We start from the raw sequence: 22,742 nt of genomic DNA on the forward strand, positions 1-22,742 counted from the left end.
GCCCGCCCGGGGCCCGGGCGCAGCCCCGGGCGGGCCACCCCCACCCACCGACCACCCGCGCCCTCCCACCCGCTCAAGAACCCCTCGCGAATCCCTCAACACCGCCTCAAGCCACCGGACACGACTGGCCAAACCATGCCGTCCCCGCGCCCGCTGCACGCATGATGCAAGGACAACGGACAAGGAGGGCGGGCGAGTTGACGCACAGCGCGCACGTTTCCGGCACGCCGGGCGGCGGCCACGGACACGCCGTGGTCATCGGCTCAAGTCTCGCCGGGCTCACCGCGGCACGGGCCCTGGCCAACTTCATGGACCACGTCACCGTCATCGACCGCGACTGGATGCCCCACGGCCCCGCCCGCCGCCGCGGCGTCCCCCAGGCCCGCCACACCCACACCCTCACCCACACCGCCCAGCAGGGCCTCCAGCAACTCTTCCCCCACATCACCGCCGACCTGGAAGCCGCCGGAGCGGTCCGCGTCCACCCCGGTGAGGACCTCCTCGTCCTCGGCCCGGCGGGCTGGCTGCCCCGCACCGCCACCGGCCAGGGCCACCTCAGCGCCAGCCGCGACCTGATCGACGCCGTCCTGCGCGAGCGGCTGCGCGCCGAACCGAAGGTCACCTTCCTGCCCCGGCACGAAGCCGTCGGCCTCGAAGGCGGCCCCCACGACACCGTCACCGGCGTCTGGATACGCCCCCTCACCCACCCCCACACCACCGCCACCGCCCCCGAACGACGGCTGATATCAGCCGACTTCGTCATCGACGCCAGCGGACGCGACTCCCACGCCCCCCAGTGGCTGGCCGACCTCGGCTACCGGACCCCCAAAGAGACCGTCACCGAGACCCACGCCTCCTTCGCCACCGCCGTCTTCGCACCCCCCGTCGGCCACGTCGCCGACTTCACCGCCCTGTTACTCACGCCCGCCCCCGGCCACCCGGCCCAGGGCACCCTCAGCCCCATCGAAGGCGGACGCTGGTCGGTCACCGTCACCACCGCCGACCACCGCCCCGCCCCCGCCGACCACGCCGCCCTGCTGCGCGCCGCGGGCACCCTGCGCCACCCCCTGCTGCGCGACCTCATCGCCGCCGCCACCCCCCTCGGCCCGGTCTACCGCGCCACCGCCACCGCCAGCCGCTGGCGCCACTACGAGAAACTGCGCCGCTTCCCCGACCAGTTCCTCGTCGTCGGCGACGCCTACGCCGCCCTGCACCCCGTCCACGGCCAGGGCATGACCCGCGCCATCTCGGACGCCCTCGTCCTGGACCAGCTGCTGACCGCCCACGACACCGCCATCGGCCTCGGCTACCGCCTGCGCCGCGCCCTCGCCCGCCAGCTCACCCCCGCCTGGCGCGCCACCACCCGCGCCCAGCACGCCGCCCAGGACCCCACCACCCCCACCACGGCCACCACGACCAGCGCACCCACCACCTCAACGGCGGCCACCGAGGCCACCGCCTCCACGACATCTCCCACCCCCACCGCCACCACCGCGGCCCCCACAGCCCCCCCGGCCCCCGAAGCCACCGCGCCCCCGCAGACCGCCGCCCCCCGCCCCACCCTGCGCGCCCGCCTCGCCGCCCGTCTCAGCCGCCGCCTGGCCGCCCGCCTCGCCGCCGCCGCGACCACCGACGCCCGCGCCGCCGCCCTGCTCCTTCAGCAGCTCCAACCCGCCGACGCACCCGCCGCCCGCCCGCGCCTGTGGCGGGCCGCCCTGCGCGGCGCCCGCGCCGCCGCGTACCCGGCCCCCACCGCCCCGCCCAGCACCACCCACGGCCCGCACACCCGGCGCCGCCGCACCCCGGCCCCCGACACCCCCGCCGCCCGCGCCCTGACCGGCGCCGCCCGCCAGCGCACCACCCCCGCCGCCCGCCCCCAAGGACCCCACACCTCACCCGCGGGCGACCGCCGCCGCCCCTGACCCCGCCCACAAGGGGCACCCGGTCGCAGACCGCGAACGGCGCGGTCCTACGCTTTGACGCATGACCAGAGTGGATCAATTAGCCTTCCGGCGGGCCTACTTGAGCGGGAAACGGCCGCCCTACACTCGTAACGAGGACGCCACACACGCCCTGTTACGCCTGGAGGTGGCCGCCATGCACCCCCGCGACTCGAAAACCGCTCAAGAACTCCTTGAGCCGGGCTCGAACTTCGGCCTGAAGGCGGTTGTCCGGCCGCGTCGCACGTCGATAGCGTTTCAGCAGCTCCAGGGCACGGGCCCGCTTCCGCCGCGGCAGGCCGCCCCCGCAACCGGCCCCGCGCCGGGCACGGGTGTGCCTGTGACGGCCGAGCGGCGAGGGGAGGGCGCGCGGGTATGACCGCGACCGAAACGGCGCCGCAGACATCACGCACCGAGCCGGGCAACGGCGAGCGCATAGCCGACTGGGCGGACAGCCGCCTCGGGCTTTACCAGTTCCGCTTCATGGTCCGCAAAGTGTTCCCCGAACACTGGTCGTTCATGTTCGGCGAGATCGCCCTCTACAGCTTCGTCATGCTGCTCCTCACCGGGGTGTGGCTGACCCTGTTCTTCGAGCCGAGCATGGCCGAGACCGTCTACGACGGCCCCTACACGCCGCTGCAGGGCGTGACCATGTCGGAGGCGTACGCCTCCACCCTGGAGATCAGCTTCGAGGTCCGCGGCGGCCTGCTCATCCGCCAGATCCACCACTGGTCCGCCCTGATCATGATCGGCGCGCTGTGCCTGCACACCCTGCGCCACTTCCTGACCGGCTCCTTCCGCAAGCCGCGCGAGGCCAACTGGCTGATCGGCTTCACCATGCTGGTCCTGGTCATCCTGGAGGGCTTCTTCGGCTACTCCCTGCCCGATGACCTGCTCTCCGGCACCGGGATGCGCATCGCCTCCGGCATCACCCTGGCCGTGCCGGTGGTCGGCACCTATGTGCACATGCTCGCCTTCGGCGACGAGTTCCCCGGCACGGACCTCGTGCCACGCCTGTACAGCCTGCACATCCTGCTGATCCCGGCGATCGTGTTCATCCTGGTCAACGTCCACCTGGCCCTGGTCATCTACCACAAGCACACCCAGTTCCGCGGTCGCGGACGCACCGAGAAGAACGTCATCGGCGAGCCCTTCGTGCCGAACTACACCGCCAAGGCGGGCGGCTTCTTCTTCCTGGTCACCGGTGTCATCGTGCTGATGGCGGGCATCGCCCAGATCAACCCCGTGTGGGCGTACGGCCCCTACAAGGCCGACCAGATCTCCCAGGGCTCCCAGCCCGACTGGTACATGGGCTTCCTCGAAGGCGCCCTACGCGCCATGCCAGCCTGGGAGTTCGTGCTACCAGGCGGCTACACCGTCAACATGGGCGTGCTGATCCCCGCGGTCGTGCTGCCCACGGTGATGGCCCTGGTGATCGCGCTGTGGCCGTTCCTGGAAGCCTGGGTCACCGGCGACAAGCGCGAACACCACCTGCTGGACCGGCCGCGTGACCACCCCACGCGCACCGCGTTCGGCTGCGCCTTCGTCGCCCTGTACCTGGTGCTGTTCTTCGGCGGCGCCAACGACGTCCTGGCCGAACGCTTCAGCCTGTCGCTGAACTCCATCACCTGGGCGGTACGGATCGGCATCTTCGTCGTCCCGGCGCTGACCTACGTCATCACCCGGCGCCTGTGCCTGGGCCTGCAGCGCCGCGACCGCGACAAACTGCTCCACGGCCGCGAGACGGGCCGGATCCGCAGGCTGCCGCACGGCGAGTTCGTCGAGGTACACGAGCGCCTGGAGCGCGGCAGCGAGTACGCGCTGCTGGCCCGCGAGGACTACAAGCCGCTGCCCGCCCCCGCGCCGGAACACAACGGCGTGCCCAACCCCAAGGGCCGCAAGGAGGTCCTGCGCTACAAGCTCAGCCGCTGGCTGTACGGCAACCAGATCGCCAAGCCCACCGAGCAGGAGATGCGCCAGGCCCTGGAGCACTTCGAGCACCCCAACGGCCACAGCCCCAACGGCCACGGCCCCGACGGCGCCCGACCGGCCCTGGAGGAACGCGCAGTGGACCACGAGGCCCACTGAGCCCCAACGGCGCGGGTGCCCCCCTTGGCCGGGGGGCACCCGCGCCGCCCCCTCCACCCCACGAACCCCACCCCCACGCACCCCTCACCCCCGGGCTCCCGCCGCCGACTACCGGCTCGCGCAGGCCCCCTCGTCCCGGGCCGCGGACGCGAAGGCTTCGCCCCGCCCGCGTGACCTCCCCCGCCACAAGCGCCCCGCGCCCCGCGCACTCCCGGCCTTCCAGGGCGGCCGTCGACCCCGCCCCCACCGACCGTACGGCGCCACCCCACCCGGTTCCCCCGGCCCCGCCCCGTTCGTTCCGCCGCCCGGCGCCGCGCGCCACCGTGCCCCTCGGAGGTCCGATGAACACCACCCCCTGGCACCGGCGCCGGGACGCGGGCCAGACCGCGTCGATCACCGGGGCGCGGGAGGGACTGACCCGGGACCTGCGCGGCCGTCAGCGCCGCTACCTCACGGCGATGCTGGTGCGCACCGCCTGCGTGGTGGTGATGGCGGCGACCTGGAGCCGCTGGCCCGCCGTCGCGGTCGGCGCGCTGGCCGGGGCGGCCCTCATCCCGTACGTCGCGGTGGTGCTCGCGCAGGCCGGCTGGCGCCAGCAGCGCGGCGCCCGGCCCGCGCTCGCCGAGGTCCGCGAGGAGCGCTTCGACCCCGCCGCCCGGGTCGTCCTGGAACCCACCCTGATCCTGCCGCCGGAACGCGACCCGGCCGCCTGACCGGGCACTTCACCGCCCACCCCCACCCCCGACCGGCGTGACTCACGTCACTTTCGGCTGGTCTTGGCGCGCGGTTGCCGGACGTGTCACTATTTCAGCACGCCTCCCCTGCCCAAAAGCCGCCCCACGGCCGCGGACTGACCCCGCGCAGCCCCTTGCGGCGGCCCTGTCCGGGCCCTCACGGGACGCTCGCGGTGAGCGGTCGCCCCGCGCCCTCTCGCCACCTTCTCCTCCGGGCCTTTCGGCCCGCCCCCGCCACGCCGCACGGCCCCCCGGTGCCCCGGGGGGCCGTTTCGTATGCCGGGACGGCGGCGGCCGGGCAGCGCGGCCGGGGCGAGGCAGCCGGAAAAGCGGCCGGCAACGCCTGCGGACGCTGCGCACAAAAGGCTCTTCACGTACCGAAGGCAGACTCTAGAGAAAGAGATTCCAGATATGCCGAGGCTATGCAAGCCCGCGGTGAGCGCGCCGGAATATGTCATCACGATGGAAGAGACTCTGGCGTTCGCCGAACGAGTCCACGGTGGAAAGCCGCAGCTTCCTCTGGCGCTTCGGCTGATCCGGAACACCGGTGTGCGCAAGCGTCACATCGTGCAGCCGATCGAGAAGACGCTTCAGCACCCGGGCCTGACGGAACGCAACCGCATCTACGAGGTGGAGTCGAAGAAGCGGACCCCGCAGGTCATCGAGGAGGCGCTGCGCAACGCCGACATGGCGGCCCGGGACATCGACGCGATCATATATGTATCGTGCACCGGGTTCCTGATGCCGTCCCTGACGGCCTGGCTGATCAACAAGTTGGGCTTCCGCTCCGACACCCGCCAGATCCCCATCGCCCAGCTGGGCTGCGCGGCGGGCGGCGCGGCCATCAACCGGGCCCACGACTTCTGCGTGGCCCACCCCGGCAGCAACGTGCTGATCGTCTCCTGCGAGCTGTGCTCGCTGTGCTACCAGCCCGACGCCGACGACATCGGCTCGCTGCTCTCCGACGGCCTGTTCGGTGACGCGGTCGCCGCCGCCGTGGTCCGCGGCACCGGGGGAGTGGGCATCGAACTGGAGCGCAACGCCTCCTACCTCATCCCCAACACCGAGGACTGGATCTCCTACGACGTCCGCGACACCGGCTTCCACTTCCAGCTGGACCGCCGCGTGCCCGGCACCATGGAGCCCCTCGCGCCGGTGCTGCGCGAGTTCGCCAAGGACCACAGCTGGGACGCGGGCAGCCTGGACTTCTACATCGTCCACGCCGGCGGCCCGCGCATCCTGGACGACCTGGCGAAGTTCCTCAACGTCGACCGCAAGGTGTTCCGGCACAGTTGGGCGACGCTGACCGAGTACGGCAACATCGCCAGCGCCGTCGTCCTGGACGCCGCCCGCCGCCTGTTCGAGGAGGACACCCCGCAGCCGGACGCCACCGGCCTGATCGCGGGCTTCGGCCCCGGCATCACCGCGGAGATGGCGCTGGGCCGCTGGGCCGTGGACACCCCCGCCGAACTGGGCAACGCCGCATGAGCGGCCTGATCCTGCCGCCCGGCGGCGGCCGCAAACTCATCACCAAGGCCCAGGAGGTCACCTTCAAGGCCACCCAGGCCGACGGCTCCGCGGTCTCGGTGTTCGAAGTGGTCGTCCCCCCCGGCTTCGACGTCGGCGCGCACGTCCACAACGACTCCCAGGAGTTCTTCTACGTCCTGGAAGGCGAACTGCAGCTCCTCGGCTTCGAGCCCGCCGCCCGCACCGGCGACTCCTGGCACGACTGGCGCTCCGCCGACGGCAAGGCACCCGTCAACGCCACCGAGGGCGCCTCGATGTTCGTGCCCTCCGGCACCCCGCACGCCTTCCGCAACGCCAGCGACCAGCCCGCCCGGATGCTGTTCACCTGCTTCCCCTCGCCGTACCACGAGCTGTACTTCGAGGAGATCGCGGAGATCTGGGCGGCCGGCGGGGCGGCGGTGGACCCCAAGGCCGTGGAGCAGATGCGCCAGCGCTACGACGTCCACCAGCTCACCCCGCTGCGCTACCAGCCCCCCACCGACCCTAAGCCGACCGAGCGCGGAGCGTGAGCGAGATGAGCCCGAAGGACGCGATACCCCTGGTCCACGCCAGCCTGGGGGAGCAGGAACTGGCCGCCGTCGCCGAGGTGTTCGCCTCCGGCTGGCCCGCCGGGCAGGGCCCCCGCGGCAAGGCCCTGGAAGCCCAGCTGAAGGAACGCTACGGCGCCGGGGACGCGGTCGCGGTGAGCAACTGCGGCGCCGCCCTGCACCTGGCCATGCTCGCCCTCGGCGTCAAGCCCGGCGACGAGGTCATCGTCGCCGACTACACCTTCCCCGCCCCCGCGCACGCCGTGCGCTACGTGGGCGCCGTCCCCGTCCTCGCCGACGTGCGCGCGGACACCGGCACCATCGACCCGCAGGCGGTCGCGGACCTGATCGGCCCGCGCACGGTGGGCATCATCGCCGTCGACACGGTCGGGATGCCCGCCGACTACGCCCAACTGCAGACCCTCGCCGACCGCCACGGCCTGTTCGTCGTGGAGGACGCGGCCTGCGCCGTGGGCGCCACCTACCAGGGGCGTGAGGCGGGCGCGCTGGCGGAGGTGGCGTGCCTGTCCTTCCACGGACGCAAGGGCGCCACCAGCGGTGAGGGCGGCGCCCTGATCGCCACCGATCCCGCCGTGGGCGCCGACGCGAGGCTGCGCTCCTCCTTCGGCATCGGCTCCATCTTCGACCAGGCGCAGGTGGTGGGGCTGCCGATCCCGGAGTTCACCGAGATCGGCTACAACTTCAAACTGTCCGACATCGCCGCGGCCATCCTCCAGGTGCAGATCGGCCGCATCGGCGAACTCCTCAAGCGCCGCAGCCAGGTCGCGGCCCGCTACGGCGAACTCCTCGCCGACGAGGAACTGCTGACCCTGCCCCAGGTGCCCGAGGACCGCACCCACGCCTGGCAGTCCTACATGGTCACCCTGGACCCGTCCGTGGACCGGGCCGCCCTCGCCAAGGACCTGCGCGCCCAGGGCATCGGCTGCGGACACGGCACCTGGGCCACCCACGTCCAGCCCGTCTTCGCGGGCAAGGAGACCTGCCCCGTCTCCGCGGACCTGTTCGCCCGCAACCTCGCCATCCCCATGCACGCCGAACTCACCGACGACCAGACCGAACGCGTCGCCGCCGCCCTGCGCACCGCGGTCCGCACCCACCGCACCACCCCCGGCCGCGCCGCCTGAGCGCACCGCACCCACCCACCCCGGCGAACCGACCGCCCCGCCCCCCCCGGAAAGACCACCCCGGGCGGCGGTGGTCGGCTCCCCGGCACCCGCCCCGCGCCGCCAGGCCGCAGCCGCACGACCCCCGGCTGTGCCGGGAGTCCACCGGTATTTGAGAGGCGGTTCATACGCTCCCGACGCGCCCACCGGCACACCGAAAGCCGCGGGCGGCGTCACCGCCCGGCCACGGTTCCCGCACCCCGCCGTCGACCTCGCAGCGCGCCCAAAGGAGACAGACCCCATGAAGGGCTCTACGGTCTACACATCGATACAGAAGCGCGGTCTTCACATCGGCCTCCTGCCGGAGATGGCCGCGGCCGTGAACCCGTCGACGCCGATCACCCTCGACCACGACCTGGAGGTCCTGCCCGAGGTGGGACGGCGGCTGACGGTGGCCCAGTACGCCGAACACGTCGACGACCTCGCGGCCCGCCTGTGGGCGGCCGGAGTACGCCCCGACGAGCACGTCGTGATCTTCAAGACGGCCAACGCCGACCACTGGATGCTCGCCGCCGCGGTCTCCCGCATCGGCGGCATCGTGGTCAACCTCTCCCCCACCTGGATGCGGAGACCGTCGCCGTCCTCCTCAAGCGGGTCGGCCAGCCCACCCTGCTCACCGACGGCGCCAAGCTCGACCTGCTCGCCGGGATCTCCCTGGACGACCTCACCCGCCGGGTGATCAGCTCCGCCGGGGAACGCCCCGGCGCCGTCACCCTCGCCTCCCTCGCGGGCTCCCCCCGCGTACGGCCGGTGGTCCGCCCCATCGACGAGGCCGCCGTCATCACCCACACCTCCGGCACCACCGGCATCCCCAAGCTCGTCGTGCACACCCCCCGCACCCAGGGCATCCGCCTGGTGCCGCAGTGGCGGCTGCTGTCGCTGATGCGCAAGAAGGAAACCGTCGCCATCCACGTGCCGTTCGTGCACTCCCGCATGGTCGCCGCGATGTCGCTGGCCCTGCTCAGGCAGTACCCCGTCCTGCTCATGCGGGAAGCCGACCCGGCCGCGGTCGCCGAGCAACTCATCCGGCACCGGCCGGTGTTCATCGAGGCGCTGCCCAACTCCCTGATGGAGTGGGAGGAACTCGCCGACGACCCGCGGATGCCGTTCGGGAACGTCAAGGTGTTCTCCAGCACCTTCGACGCCATCCACCCGCGCACCATGAGCCGCCTGCTGAAGGCGTCCAACCGGCGCGGCGCCCTGTTCTTCCAGATCTACGGCCAGAGCGAGGTCGGCCCCGCCGTCGGCCGCGCCTACTTCCGCCACTCCGCTCACAAGGCCAACGGCCGCTGCGTGGGCTGGGCCATGCCGCACGGCGCCGCCCGCGTCCGCGTCGTCAGCCGCGACGGACAGACCCCCTCCGAGGCCAACCCCGGCTTCATCGAGGTCGCCTGGGACGGCCTGGCCAAGACCTACTACGGCGAACAGGACCGCTACGACACCAACCGCAACGGCGACTGGTGGCGCACCGGCGACGTCGGCTACCGCACCAAGTTCGGCTGCCTGCACATGCTCGACCGCGAAGTCGACATGATCCCCGGCGTGCGCAGTTCCCTGGAGGTCGAGGACGTCGTCCTGAGCAAGCTCGACGAACTCAGCGAACTCGTCGTCGTCCAGGGCCCCAACTCCGAACCCGTCCCCGTCATCTGCACCGTCGACGACGCCCCCCTGGACCTGGCCCGCTGGCGCCGCGCCGTCGCCGACTTCCCGCAGCTCGCCGACCCCGTCCAGATCCCGCAGGCCGAACTGCCGCGCACCGCCACCCTCAAGGTGCAGCGCCTGGCCCTCGCCCGCCGCTTCGGCCAACAGCCCGGCACCTCGGCCTGACCCGCCGCCCGCACCCCGCCCCGGGGCAAGGGCGCCCGCACCCTCCCGCAGGCGCCCTTGCCCCGCCCCAGCACGCGAAACCCCCCAGCGCACAGCACCCACCCCACGGCGGGCATCCCGCCGCGAGCCGCAGCACAACAGCCCCGGACCAGCCCCCACCGGCCCCGGGGCTGCCCCGCGCTCACCCCCGCGACAGCTCACCCGCCCTGCCCAAGGAGATACGCAGTGACCACCGACGTGACCTCCGGGCCCGCCGACGGCCCAGAGCCCACCGCATCCGTGCGCCGTATCACCGACGACCTGCTGGAGCGGGTGGAACACCGGCTGCGCTCGTTCCTCACCGCCGAACACACCCGCTTCGCCGAGGTCGACGAACGGGCCGCCACCGTCCTCACCACCCTGTCCGACCTGGTCACCTCGGGCGGCAAACGCATCCGGCCCGCGTTCTGCCTCACCGGCTACCTCGCCGCGGGCGGCGACCTCGAGGACCCCGGCATCGTCTCCGCCGCCGCGGGCCTGGAGATGCTGCACGTCTCCGCCCTCATCCACGACGACGTCGTCGACAACTCCACCCAGCGCCGCGGCAAGCCCACCATGCACACCGCGTTCGCCCAGCACCACACCCGCCACACCTGGCGCGGCGAGGCCCGCCGCTACGGCGAGGGCATGGCCATCCTCATCGGCGACCTCGCCCTGGTCTACTCCGACCAGCTCATGGCCCACGCCCCCACCGGCCTGCTCCCCGAATGGCACCACCTGCGCTCCGAGGTCCAGGTCGGCCAGTGCCTCGACGTCACCGCCGCCGCCGAGTTCGCCGTCGACCCCCGCCTGTCCCGCCTGATCGCCCTGATCAAGTCCGGCCGCTACACCATCCACCGGCCCCTGGTCATGGGCGCGGCCGGCGCGGGCCGCCCCGACCTGGCCGCCGCGTTCGCCGAGTACGGCGAGGCCGTCGGTGAGGCGTTCCAGCTCCGCGACGACCTGCTGGACGCCTTCGGCGACTCCGCCCAGACCGGCAAACCCGCGGGCCTGGACTTCAGCCAGTACAAGATGACCCTGCTGCTGGGCTGGGCCATGCAACGCGACGAACACATCCGCACCCTGATGACCGAACCCGGCCACACCCCCGACGAGGTACGCCGCCGCCTACTGGACACCGGCGTCCCCGACGACGTCGAACGCCACATCGCCGACCTCGTCGAACGCGGCCGCAAGGCCATCGCGGACGCCCCCATCGACCCCGCCTGGCGCACCGAACTGGCGGACATGGCCGTCCGCGTCACCTACCGCAACAGCTGACAGCTGACCTGGCGGCCCCGCTTCGACGGCAGCACGGCCACGAACCACCGCGACCAGGAGCACCCCTCATGGAGCACGCAGTACGGCATACCGTCACCCTCATCCGCGAACGCTACGGGGAACCCCTCACCCTCGACGACCTGGCCCGCAGCGTCATGGTCAGCAAGTACCACCTGCTGAGGGTGTTCACCCGCGTCACCGGCGTCACCCCCGGACGGTTCCTGACCGCCGTACGCCTCCAGGAAGCCCAGCGCCTGCTGCTCAGCACCGCCCTCACCGTCGCCGACATCTCCGCCCGCGTCGGCTACAGCAGCACCGGCAGCTTCACCCGCCGCTTCACCGAACTCGTCGGACTGTCCCCCACCCAGTACCGCAGACTCTCCCTGAGCAGCGTGCGCGCCGACCACCGCGCCACCCGGCCCGCGCCCGCCGCGCCCACCGGCTGGGTGACCGGCACCCTGCACACCGACGGCGCCCCCCTCACCAGCGCCTCCGTCGGCGCCTTCGACAGCGCCCTCCTCCAGGGCGTGCCCGCCTCCTGGAGCAACACCGCCGCCCCCGGACGCTTCACCCTGCCCCGCGTCCCCGAAGGCACCTGGTACATCCACGCCGTCGCCCACACCCGCCCCACCCCCGCCAGCGCGGACCGGGCCCTGCTGGTCGCCACCGTCGGCCCCGTGAAGGTGGCGGGCCCCACCCCCCGCCCCCTCGACATCACCTTGTCCCCCATGGACTGGACGCGACCGCCGATCCTCTCCGCCTCGATGGGCATCGACCCGCAGCCACTGGCGGCGTGACCTGCCCCCGCGCCCCGCGGCCACCCCACCCGCCGCGCGGCGCGCCCCCGGCACCCGGAGACAGAACGCATGAGCACACATCAGACCACGTCCCTCCTCCTCGGCCTGGCCGTCATCGTGCTGCTGGCCCGCCTGCTGGGCGCGCTGGCCCGGCGCCTGGGCCAGCCCGCGGTGATCGGCGAGGTCCTCGCCGGTATCGCGCTGGGACCCACGGTCGTCAACGGGGCGCTCTCCGAGCACCTCTTCCCCGCCGACACCCGGCCCCTGCTCAGCGCCCTGGCAGCGGTCGGCGTCGCGGTCTTCATGTTCATCGTCGGCCTGGAAGTGGACGCCACCCTGCTGCGCGGCAACACCAGCCTCGCCACCACCGTCTCCCTCAGCTCCATCCTGGTCCCCTTCGGCCTGGGCACCCTCCTCGCGCTCTACCTCGCCGACGACTACGGCACCGACGACAAGACCGGCTTCATGCTCTTCCTCGGCATCGCCATGTCGATCACCGCCTTCCCGGTCCTGGCCCGCATCCTCACCGACCGGCACATGACCCACACCTCCCTGGGCGCCATGGCCATCGCCTGCGCCGCCATCGGCGACGTCCTCGCCTGGACCCTGCTCGCCGTCATCGTCGCCGCCAGCGGCTCCGCCGACGCCGACCAGTGGCGGATGCTGCTGGCCATCCCCTACCTGGCCGCCATGCTCCTCGCCGTACGGCCCCTGCTGCGCCGCTACGCCGAAAGCAGGCCGCACCTCACCCTCACCCCCACGGTGTTCGCGTGCGTCCTGGCGGGCCTGCTGCTGTCCGCCGCCGCCACCGAATGGGTCGGCCTGCACTACATCTTCGGCGCCTTCCTCTTCGGCGCGGTCCTCCCGCGCACCGGCACCGACCGCCTGCGCACCCACATCCACGACCGCCTCGGGCAGATGACCTCCACCCTGCTGCTGCCGGTGTTCTTCCTGGTCTCCGGCCTCCAGGTCGACCTGTCCACCCTGGACGGGTCCGCGCTGGGAGCCCTCGCGCTGATCCTCCTCGTCGCCGTCGGCGGCAAGTTCCTCGGCGCGTTCACCGCCGCCCGCCTGCACCGGATGCCCCCCCGGCCCGCCGCCGCGCTCGCCACCTTGATGAACACCCGCGGCCTGACCGAACTCATCGTCCTCAACGTGGGCCTGCAACTGGGCTTCCTCGGACGCGACCTGTACTCGCTCATGGTCGTCATGGCCGTCATCACCACCGCGATGACCGGCCCGCTCCTGAACTGGATCCTCGGCCGCCCCACCGCCGCCGACACCGCCACCCCCTACGCGCCCGACCCCCCGGCGGAGACCGAGACCGTCCGCACCGCCGCCTGACCCACCCCCACCCCCCACCGTCGTGAAGGAGTGCTCATGCCCGTGCAGCGTCTGAACCGGGTGGTGATCAGGTTCGCGGGGGACTCAGGCGACGGTATGCAGCTCACCGGGGACCGCTTCACCTCCCAGACGGCGTCGTTCGGCAACGACCTGTCCACCCTGCCGAACTTCCCCGCCGAGATCCGCGCCCCCGCGGGCACCCTGCCCGGCGTGTCCTCGTTCCAACTGCACTTCGCCGACCACGACATCATCACCCCCGGCGACGCCCCGAACGTCCTGGTCGCGATGAACCCCGCCGCCCTCAAAGCCAACCTCACCGACCTCCCACCCGGCGCCGAAATCATCGTCAACACCGACGAGTTCACCAAGCGCGCGATGCAGAAGGTCGGCTACGCGGCCAACCCGTTGGAGGACGGCTCCCTCGACGGCTACCACCTGCACCCGGTGCCGCTGACGACGCTGACGGTGGAGGCGCTGAAGGACTTCGACCTCTCCCGCAAGGAGGCCGAGCGCAGCAAGAACATGTTCGCGCTGGGGCTGCTGAGCTGGATGTACCACCGGCCCACGGAGGGCACGGAGACCTTCCTGAAGACGAAGTTCGCCAAGAAGCCGGAGATCGCGGCGGCGAACATCGCCGCGTTCCGGGCGGGCTGGAACTTCGGGGAGACGACCGAGGACTTCGCGGTCTCCTACGAGGTGGCTCCGGCGCAGCAGGCGTTCCCCACGGGGACGTACCGCAACATCTCCGGGAACCTGGCGCTGTCCTACGGCCTGGTCGCCGCGTCCCGGCAGGCGGATCTGCCGCTGTTCCTGGGCTCGTACCCGATCACCCCGGCCTCGGACATCCTGCACGAGCTGAGCAAGCACAAGAACTTCGGCGTGCGGACCTTCCAGGCGGAGGACGAGATCGCGGGCATCGGCGCGGCGCTGGGCGCGGCCTTCGGCGGCTCGCTGGCCGTCACGACCACCTCCGGTCCCGGTGTCGCGCTCAAGAGCGAGACCATCGGACTGGCCGTCTCCCTCGAACTGCCGCTGCTGGTCATCGACATCCAGCGCGGCGGCCCCTCCACGGGCCTGCCGACCAAGACCGAGCAGGCGGACCTGCTCCAGGCGATGTTCGGCCGCAACGGTGAGGCGCCGGTCCCGGTCCTCGCCCCGCGCACCCCGGCCGACTGCTTCGACACCGCCCTGGAGGCCGCCCGGATCGCGCTGACCTACCGCACCCCGGTGATGCTGCTGTCCGACGGCTACCTCGCCAACGGCTCCGAACCCTGGCGCATCCCCGCCCCCGACGACCTCCCCGACCTGCGCACCCCCTTCGCCCAGGGTCCGAACCACACCCTGGAGGACGGCACCGAGGTCTTCTGGCCCTACAAACGCGACCCGCACACCCTGGCCCGCCCGTGGGCGATTCCGGGCACGCCGGGCCTTGAGCACCGCATCGGCGGGATCGAGAAGCAGGACGGCACCGGGAACATCTCCTACGACCCCGCCAACCACGACTTCATGGTCCGCACCCGGCAGGCCAAGATCGACGGCGTCGACGTCCCCGACGTCGAGGTCGACGACCCCACCGGCACCGCGCGCACGCTCGTGCTGGGCTGGGGATCGACGTACGGGCCGATCACCGCGGCGGTCCGAAGACTGCGCACCGCGGGCAAGGAGATCGCGCAGGCCCATCTGCGCCACCTCAACCCGTTCCCGCCCAACCTGGGCACGGTCCTGGCCCGCTACCGGCACATCGTGGTGCCGGAGATGAACCTGGGCCAGCTGTCGCTGCTGCTGCGCGCCCGCTACCTCGCCGACGTGACGCCCTACACCCAGGTCAACGGGATGCCGTTCAAGGAAGAGCAGCTCGCCCACGTACTGGAAGCCACCCTGCGATGACCACTGAACTGCGCCTCGTGCCCAAGGACTTCAAGTCCGACCAGGAAGTGCGCTGGTGCCCGGGCTGCGGCGACTACGCCATCCTCGCCGCCGTCCAGGGCTTCATGCCCCAGCTCGGCCTGGCGAAGGAGAACATCGTCTTCGTCTCCGGCATCGGCTGCTCCTCCCGCTTCCCGTACTACATGAACACCTACGGGATGCACTCCATCCACGGCCGCGCCCCCGCCATCGCCACCGGACTTGCCGCCTCCCGCCGCGACCTGTCCGTGTGGGTGGTCACCGGCGACGGCGACGCCCTCTCCATCGGCGGCAACCACCTCATCCACGCCCTGCGCCGCAACGTCAACCTGAAGATCCTGCTGTTCAACAACCGCATCTACGGCCTGACCAAGGGCCAGTACTCACCCACCTCCGAGGTCGGCAAGATCACCAAGTCGACGCCGATGGGCTCCCTGGACGCCCCCTTCAACCCCGTCTCCCTCGCGCTGGGCGCGGAGGCGTCGTTCGTCGCCCGCACCCTCGACTCCGACCGGAGGCACCTCACCGACGTACTGCGGCAGGCCGCCGACCACCCGGGCACGGCACTGATCGAGATCTACCAGAACTGCAACATCTTCAACGACGGCGCCTTCGACGCGCTGAAGGACAAGCAGCAGGCCCAGGAGGCGGTGATCCGCCTGGAACACGGCCAGCCCATCCGCTTCGGCGCCGACCAGGCCAAGGGCGTCATCCGGGATGCGGCGAGCGGGGAGCTGAAGGTCGTCACCGTCACGCCGGAGAACGAGCACCAGGTCCTCGTGCACGACGCGCACGCCGCGTCCGCGACGACCGCGTTCGCGCTGTCCCGGCTCGCCGACCCCGACACCCTGCACCACACCCCCATCGGCGTCCTGCGCTCCGTCACCCGCCCCGTCTACGACGACCTCATGGCCGACCAGCTCGACCAGGCCGTCGAACAGCGCGGCAAGGGCGACCTCGCCGCCCTCCTCGCCGGCGGCGACACCTGGACCGTCGGATGAACCACGCGCCTTGGACAAGACCGCAAAGAAAGGGGCGCCGCCCATGAGCACGGATGCCTCGGCACGCCTGAGCCCGCAGGAGTACATCGACCAGCGGCCGATGGGCGCCCGCCAGCGGCGCATCGTCACAGTGGGCCTGCTGGCGATGGTGGCCGAGGGGCTGGACCTCAGCGTCGCCGCTTTCGTCTACCCCCGGATCAAGGACGACTGGGGGGTGGGTGACCGGGCCGTGACGGTGACGGTGACCGTGACCGTCCTGGCGGTGATCATCGGCGGGGTGGTCGCCGGTCCGCTCGCCGACCGCTACGGCCGCAAGGCCATCACCGTCGCCGGCACCGCCACCTTCGGCCTGGGCACCGCCGCCATGGGCCTGACCGGCGGCATCGGAGCGTTCGCCGGACTGCGGGCCCTGGCCTGTCTGGGCCTGGGCGCGGTCCTGCCGACGGTGATGGCACTGGTCGCGGACTGGATGCCCGCCGCCCGCAGGCTCCAGATGGTGGCGCTGGCCTTCGCCGGGGTGACCGCCGGTACCACCGTCGGCGGCATCCTCGCCGCGGTACTGAACTCCACCGCGGGCTGGCCCACCCTGCTGGTGGTCTGCGGGCTCGCCCCGCTGCTGCTGCTCCCCGCGCTCGTGCGCACCATCCCGGAGTCCGCCAGCGTGCTGACCGCCCGCGGGCGCCCGGAGCATGAGGTGCGCGCCGTACTGGCGAGCGTCTTCGAGGACACGGACAAGGACTTCTCCACCGTGGACTTCAGCCACGGCACCCGGCGCAAGCGCGCCCGGCAGCCCGGCCCGAAGACGGTGCTGTCCCGGCGGTTCGCCCTGCTGACGCTGCCGCTGTGGCTGTGCTTCTTCCTCGGCCAGGGCATCGCCTTCGTCATCATCACCTATCTGCCCGAACTGGCCGAGGACGGCGGCCTGTCGGAGTCCAAGGCCGCGGTGTCCGTGGCGGCGTTCGGCTGGGGCGGCCTGATCGGACAGCTGTCGGTGTCCTTCGTCCTCAAACGGTTCGACCGCTTCCGGGTGCTGACCGCCCTGTGGGTGCTGACCGCGGCCGGACTCGGCGCCGCCGCCGCGACGGCGGGGCAGTTCCTCGCGCTGCTCGTCACCGCGTTCCTGCTCGGCCTGTGCCTGCCCGCGGCCACCTCCGTCCTCCAGGCGATCACCGCGGTCACCTACCCGCCGTCCGCCCGCGCCACCGGCGTCAGCTGGGCCAACAGCGCGGGCAAGGTCGGCCCGCTCTTCGGCGGCCTGTTCGGCGGCCTCATGGTCGACGCGGGCTGGTCCCTGGCCAGGGTCCTGCTCGTCCTGGCCGCGCCGGTCGCACTCGCCCTGCTGGCCACCCTGGGCCTGACCGCCCGCGGCCGACGGCAGGAGGGGGACGAACCGTCCACCACGACGCCCCGGCCGGTTCCCGGGCTGGTCTCCGGACAGTCGTGACCTGCCGGAACCGAACTCGACGTTCCGTCCACCCCACGGGCCACCACCGGCCACCGCCCCTACGATGACGCCCGCACACCCCCTGGTGCGGTGCGCCCGCCGGTTTCCCAGCCCCCGGTCGGCGGGCGCGCCGCCGCGGCATGTCCGGGCGGGGCGGTGGCGGTCCGCGGCCCGCCCGGCGCGTTTGGGGATCCCACCAAGGAGGCGCCCGTGACCAGGGCCGAGGAGTTCGAGGCGGTACGGCCGCTGCTGTTCGCCATCGCCCGGCGGGCGCTGGGCGGCGCGGACCAGGCACGGGACGCGGTCGAGACGGCCCGGCTGCGCTGGGCGGGCACCGCGGCGCGGCCCGCGTCCGTCGAGGGGCACCTCGCGGCCGAGGTCATCGCCGTCTGCACCGGTGTGCTGCGCGCGGCACGCCTGCGCCAGCAGACGCACCGCGGGCCGTGGCCCGCCGGCCCGCTGCCCGGCGGCGGCCAGGACGACGGCGGGGACGACGGCGCGCGGCGGCGGGCCCCGGCTCAGCTGGCCGAGTCGCTGCTGACGGCGGCCCTGCTGGCGCTGGAGCGGCTCTCCCCGCTTGAGCGGGCGGTGTTCGTGCTGCGGGAAGCGTTCGGGTGCGGCGCCTGGGAGACGGCCGCCGCCCTGGGCTGCTCCGGGGAGGCGGCCCGGCAGATCGTCGCCGCGGTCGCCGTGGCCAGTGACGGCGGCGGCGAGCCGCTGCCCTGGCCCGCCCACGTCACCGGCGCCCGCAACGTGGCCCGGCTGCTGACGGCCGTCGTCCCGCCGCTGGCCGGGATCGGCGTGCGGCTGGAGGAGCACCGCTTCAGCGGCCGTCCCGGCTCCCTGCTGCGGGACCGTGCCGGGCGGGTGCTCGGCGGTATCGCCCTCGACCTGCGGGACGACCGCGTCGAGGGCGTCCACCTGGTCATCCCCGGCGCGCAGGACACCCCCGCGGACCCGGTGGCCGAGGCCGAGGCGGTCCTGCGCGAGGCGAACCGGGCCGGCTGACCGCGCCCCCGGCGGCTGTCGTGTGCGGGCGCCCGCCAGGCCATGATCAGCGAGGGGGAGAGGCATCCAATCTCTACCAGCTCGCAAGTGACAGCTGCTAGCATTTCCTTATGGCTGTCAAAAATCGCTGGTTAGCGCTGATCGGACTCACGATCAGCGTCCTCGTCGTCGGATTCGACACGACGATCCTGAACGTCGCCCTGCCCACCCTGGCCTCCGACACCGGGGCCTCCACGGGCGAGCTGCAGTGGATCATCGACGCCTATGCCGTGGTCTTCGCCGCAGCGATGCTCCCCGCGGGCTTCCTCGGCGACCGTTTCGGACGGCGCAAACTGCTGATCGCCGGACTCCTGATCTTCCTCGGCGGCTCCATCATCGGAATGCTCGTGGACAGCCCCGGCGCGCTCATCGGGGCCCGCGCCATCATGGGCCTGGGCGGTTCCCTGATCATGCCGCTGACGCTGTCCATCATCCCGACCCTGTTCAAGGGCGAGGAGCAGACCAAGGCCATCGCGATCGTCACCGTGGGCGTGTCGATCGGCCTGCCGCTCGGACCGCTGATCGGCGGCTGGCTCCTGGACCACTTCTGGTGGGGGTCGATCTTCGTCATCAACGTCCCGCTGGTCGCCATCGGCATCATCGCCTGCCTGCTGCTGATCCCCGAGACCAAGGACCCCTCCGCCCCCCGGGTCGACGTACTGAGCGCGCTCATGGGCGTCGCCGGTCTCGGCGCCTTCGTCTACGGCATCATCGAGGCCCCCGCCAAGGGCTGGGGCGACCCCGTCATCATCACCGCGATCACCGGCGGTGTGCTGGTGGTCGCCGGTCTGGTGCTGCGCGAACGCCGCCAGCCCCGGCCGATGGTGGACCTCGAACTGCTGGGCAACCCGGTCTTCCGCTGGAACACGCTCTTCCTCATCCTGGGCATGTTCACCTTCATGGGCCTGATGTTCGTCCTGCCGCAGTACCTCCAGGTCATCCAGGGCAACGACGCCTTCGCCACCGGCGTACGCATGATGCCGCTGATGGCGGGCATGATCGTCGTCGCCAAGATCGTGCCGCCGCTGACCGCCAAGATCGGCACCCGGCCGCTGGTCATCGCGGGCCTGCTCATCATGTCCGCGGCGATGTTCCTGGGCAGCACCACCGACACCAACTCCGGCTACGGCTTCACCGTGGTGTGGATGAGCCTGACCGGTCTGGGCGTGAGCCTGGTGATGGTCCCGGCCCTGGACACCGCCCTCGCGGTGCTGCCGCAGGGCAAGGAAGGCACCGGCAGCGGCCTGAACACCACCCTGCGCCAGGTCGGCGGCGCCATCGGCATCGCCCTGCTGGGCAGCGTCCTCAGCGGCGTGTTCGCCGACCGGCTCGACACCAGCGGGGTCCCGGCCGAGGCGGCCGACGCCGCCGACGAGTCCGTGGTCGCCGCCCAGGCCGTCGCCGCCCAGCTCGACCTGCCCGCCCTCGCCCGCTCCGCGGAGTCCGCGTTCGTCGACGGCATGAGCACGGTGATGCTGGTGTGCGGCATCGCCGGTGTCCTCGCCGCGGCGCTGGCCGCCCTCAAGCTGCCCGACAGCCGCCCGGCCAGCAAGGACGGGGACACCCACAAGGAACAGCCCGTCCCCGATACGCTGTCCGACATCGCGGACGGTGCGCGACAATGAGCCGTATGCCCTCTACAACGACCAGTGCACCGGTATCGGGTCTCGCAGTCGCCGCAGACGGCCTCGGCCTGCGTGAACGCAAGAAGCTGCGCACCCGCCACGCGATCCGCGAGGCGGCCCGTCGGCTGATCGACGAGCGAGGGTACGACAGCACCACCATCGAGCAGATCGCCGCCGCCGCCGAGGTGTCACCCAGCACCGTCTTCCGCTACTTCCCCAGCAAGGAACACATCGTCCTCACCGACGACTACGCCAACTACATGATGGCGTTCCTGCGGGAACGCCCCCCGGGCGAGCCGCCGCTGGCCGCCCTGCGGGCGGTGGTGACCGAGATGGTGCGCAGGCTGGCCGAGGACTTCAGCGAGGAGTACCGGTGGCGGCGCAAGCTCGTGCGCCAGATCCCCGCGATGCGGGCCCTGGTCGGCGAGTCCCAGGACAGCTGGGCCAGATCCGTCAGCGAACTGCTCGCCGAACGCGCGGGCCTGCCCGCCGACAACCTGGAGATCCACGTCCTGGTCGGCGCCGTGACCGGCGCCCTGCACCAGGTGCTGTGGGGCGACCACAGCGAGGACACCGGCCTGGTGGAGATGCTCGAGCGGGCCATGACGGTGATGGAACACCCCGACACCGTCGGCCGCCCCGCCGACGCCACGTCAGGCACCGTGTGACACACCCCCGCGGGGGGCGCTGCCGTATCCGCAGACCGGACCCGGCAGCGCCCCCCGCCTTTTTCGTGCCCGCCTCACTACGCCCCGCCTTCCTACGCCCCGCCTTCGCGCGCCCCGGTCCTGCCGCGCCCGGCACACGCCGCGCGCGGCGGCGGGCACCAGGGCCCGCCGCCGCGCGGCAGAACACGACCGACCAGCACAGGGCTCAGCTCTTGCCGCCCCTGACCTGCCGCTGCACGAACTCGTGCGCCAGGTCACCGAACTGCTCACCGAAGACCAGGGACCGCTCGACGGTCTTGCGGAAGTGGACACCGCCGTCGACCCGGCTACGGGCACACGCCTTGTCGAACTCCGACCAGGTGGCGAAGTGCACGTCGACGTCCCGGCCAGGCACAGCATCCGGCTCCGTGCGCGAGGACCCGGCCGGGAAGACGAACGTCCAGTCCAGGGTGTCGTCGCCGAAGAACCGCCGCGACGTCTGCGACCCGGCGGCACACAGCGTCGTGGACCCCGACGGGTACTCCGGGTGGTCACCGGTGGTCAGGTAGCTGCGCCACTCGTTGGCGGGAATGTCGTCGACGGTGCCCATGCCGGGCCCGCCCCACGCGGTCAGCTTGCTCCTGCCGTACACGTGCCGCACCGCGCTGAGCGGACGCACCGCGTCGTAGCGGTACTTCTGGTGCCAACACGCGATCAGCGTGTCGAAGGTCGCCAGGATGCTCTGCAGCGTCCACTGGGCCCAGCCGTGCACGCCCATCGTGTCGTCCGCGTCGTGGTTGCGGGCGACCACGATCGAGGAGTAGCCGATGCCCCACAGCTTGTTGTCCATGATCTCCGCGAGCGCCTTGCGCTCGTCGTCGAGGTTGGCGGACGCCTCGATGATCTCGTCCACCGACCGCTTGTACTCCCGGGGCCGGGTGTGGTCGCTGAACGTGGGCGCGGCGAGCTGGAACCGGGCCGGATCGTCGAAGATGTGCGGCTTGGTCAGCCGGATCTGCGGCGTGACGAAGTGCTGGCCGACGTAGATGCCCATGTCGCCGGGTCCCCCGCCGACCCGGCGCCCGTTGTGCGGGCCCAACTGCGGCTGCCACCGCGAGGGGTTGTTCAGCTTGAACGGCGTGTTCACCGGCTCGTAGCCGGTGTAGTCCGCCCACGGGCGCGGGTTGTACTTACGCCCGCCCTCGTAGCCCAGGACGTTCATCCCGTCGTGCGACAGCGCCGCCCAGGCGTTCTTCGCCGCCACGTTGCCGATGCCGACCGGGCTGGTCAGGTTCTCCGAGGTGTCCTCGGGGTCCAGGCCGAGCGCCACCATCAGCTGCTTCAGACCGCCCACGTTCAGCGGCAGCAACCGCTTCCAGATGCCCAACTGGGCGTGGATGACGGCGATGTTCATGTTCCGGTTGGTCGCCGACTCCGCGGCCGGACGCCGCGGGATGCGCGAGTACACCCCGACCGCGGTCTCGTGGTACGGCGCCAGCGCGTCGAACGCCGCCAGCATCGCCGCCCGGTTCGTCCACAGGAACACCGTGGCGTCCATCGGACCGATGAAGTTCAGGCTGGGGGAGTAGTAGCCGCCCTTGGCGTCCTGCGGCTGGGCCCACTTGACGTAGTTGCCGGTGTCCAGGTCGAAGTCGACCTCGACCTGCTCCTCGCTGGTGACCGCACCCGCCGTGCGGGAGAACGCCAGCGTGGACAGCAAGGCGGCCGAGCCGCCGGCGATCAGCGATCTGCGGCCCATCGAGGAGCTGAGGACCGGGTTCAGTCCGGACATCATGTTCGTCTTCC

General features: G+C 72.1%; 16 protein-coding genes and 1 pseudogene. 16 read left to right on the forward strand and 1 reads right to left on the reverse strand.

Annotation, left to right across the window (positions count from 1 at the left end; translation table 11 throughout):
- Window positions 1–197: 197 nt before the first annotated feature.
- The 16 genes and pseudogenes from ACFQZ6_RS34385 (at window position 198) to ACFQZ6_RS34460 (ending at window position 20,957) form a co-directional block, all read left to right on the forward strand.
- Window positions 198–1,922: an FAD-dependent oxidoreductase gene (locus ACFQZ6_RS34385; RefSeq protein WP_381617472.1), complete on the forward strand. Its 1,725-nt coding sequence runs from the start codon at window positions 198–200 to the stop codon at window positions 1,920–1,922.
- A gap of 393 nt (window positions 1,923–2,315) precedes the next feature.
- Window positions 2,316–4,028, forward strand: coding sequence for a cytochrome bc1 complex cytochrome b subunit (qcrB, locus tag ACFQZ6_RS34390; protein ID WP_381617475.1), 1,713 nt, complete (start codon window positions 2,316–2,318; stop codon window positions 4,026–4,028).
- Window positions 4,029–4,369: 341 nt separating this feature from the next.
- Window positions 4,370–4,741, forward strand: coding sequence for a DUF3099 domain-containing protein (locus ACFQZ6_RS34395; protein WP_381617478.1), 372 nt, complete (start codon window positions 4,370–4,372; stop codon window positions 4,739–4,741).
- Window positions 4,742–5,173: 432 nt separating this feature from the next.
- On the forward strand, window positions 5,174–6,250 hold the full coding sequence (locus ACFQZ6_RS34400) for a type III polyketide synthase (RefSeq protein WP_381617481.1): 1,077 nt from the start codon (window positions 5,174–5,176) through the stop codon (window positions 6,248–6,250).
- Window positions 6,247–6,798, forward strand: coding sequence for a cupin domain-containing protein (locus tag ACFQZ6_RS34405; protein ID WP_381617484.1), 552 nt, complete (start codon window positions 6,247–6,249; stop codon window positions 6,796–6,798). Before ACFQZ6_RS34400 ends, ACFQZ6_RS34405 begins: the two co-directional genes overlap by 4 nt.
- Before the next feature lie 5 nt (window positions 6,799–6,803).
- The gene (locus tag ACFQZ6_RS34410) at window positions 6,804–7,961 is read left to right on the forward strand and encodes a DegT/DnrJ/EryC1/StrS family aminotransferase (RefSeq protein ID WP_381617486.1); all 1,158 of its coding nucleotides are present in this window, start codon (window positions 6,804–6,806) and stop codon (window positions 7,959–7,961) included.
- A 280-nt stretch (window positions 7,962–8,241) separates the two neighbouring features.
- Window positions 8,242–9,827: pseudogene (locus ACFQZ6_RS34415) on the forward strand (class I adenylate-forming enzyme family protein).
- A 225-nt stretch (window positions 9,828–10,052) separates the two neighbouring features.
- A complete protein-coding gene (locus ACFQZ6_RS34420) occupies window positions 10,053–11,126 on the forward strand; it encodes a polyprenyl synthetase family protein (protein WP_381617489.1) in 1,074 nt (357 codons plus the stop codon).
- A 68-nt stretch (window positions 11,127–11,194) separates the two neighbouring features.
- Entirely contained in the window at window positions 11,195–11,923 is a 729-nt protein-coding gene (locus ACFQZ6_RS34425) for a helix-turn-helix domain-containing protein (protein WP_381617492.1), read from the forward strand.
- Between the two features lie 69 nt (window positions 11,924–11,992).
- A complete protein-coding gene (locus tag ACFQZ6_RS34430; RefSeq protein ID WP_381617495.1) occupies window positions 11,993–13,267 on the forward strand; it encodes a cation:proton antiporter domain-containing protein in 1,275 nt (424 codons plus the stop codon).
- 36 nt (window positions 13,268–13,303) lie between these two features.
- On the forward strand, window positions 13,304–15,154 hold the full coding sequence (locus ACFQZ6_RS34435) for a 2-oxoacid:acceptor oxidoreductase subunit alpha (protein WP_381617498.1): 1,851 nt from the start codon (window positions 13,304–13,306) through the stop codon (window positions 15,152–15,154).
- Window positions 15,151–16,173 carry a 2-oxoacid:ferredoxin oxidoreductase subunit beta gene (locus ACFQZ6_RS34440; protein WP_381617501.1) on the forward strand — a complete coding sequence of 341 codons (1,023 nt, stop codon included), beginning with the start codon at window positions 15,151–15,153 and terminating at the stop codon, window positions 16,171–16,173. Before ACFQZ6_RS34435 ends, ACFQZ6_RS34440 begins: the two co-directional genes overlap by 4 nt.
- Before the next feature lie 43 nt (window positions 16,174–16,216).
- A complete protein-coding gene (locus tag ACFQZ6_RS34445; RefSeq protein WP_381617504.1) occupies window positions 16,217–17,617 on the forward strand; it encodes an MFS transporter in 1,401 nt (466 codons plus the stop codon).
- 210 nt (window positions 17,618–17,827) lie between these two features.
- Window positions 17,828–18,625, forward strand: coding sequence for an RNA polymerase subunit sigma-24 (locus ACFQZ6_RS34450; protein WP_381617507.1), 798 nt, complete (start codon window positions 17,828–17,830; stop codon window positions 18,623–18,625).
- A 110-nt stretch (window positions 18,626–18,735) separates the two neighbouring features.
- Window positions 18,736–20,289 (forward strand): DHA2 family efflux MFS transporter permease subunit, encoded by a 1,554-nt coding sequence (locus tag ACFQZ6_RS34455; protein WP_381617509.1) that lies wholly within the window; start codon window positions 18,736–18,738, stop codon window positions 20,287–20,289.
- 5 nt (window positions 20,290–20,294) lie between these two features.
- Entirely contained in the window at window positions 20,295–20,957 is a 663-nt protein-coding gene (locus ACFQZ6_RS34460; protein ID WP_381617512.1) for a TetR/AcrR family transcriptional regulator, read from the forward strand.
- Window positions 20,958–21,162: 205 nt separating this feature from the next.
- Here the strand turns inward: ACFQZ6_RS34460 and ACFQZ6_RS34465 are convergent, their stop codons facing one another.
- Window positions 21,163–22,731: a DUF6851 domain-containing protein gene (locus ACFQZ6_RS34465; protein WP_381617515.1), complete on the reverse strand. Its 1,569-nt coding sequence runs from the start codon at window positions 22,729–22,731 to the stop codon at window positions 21,163–21,165.
- Window positions 22,732–22,742: the final 11 nt, after the last annotated feature.

Origin of the sequence: Streptomyces flavalbus (assembly GCF_042674625.1) — a bacterium.
Classification (GTDB): Bacteria; Actinomycetota; Actinomycetes; order Streptomycetales; family Streptomycetaceae; genus Streptomyces; species Streptomyces flavalbus.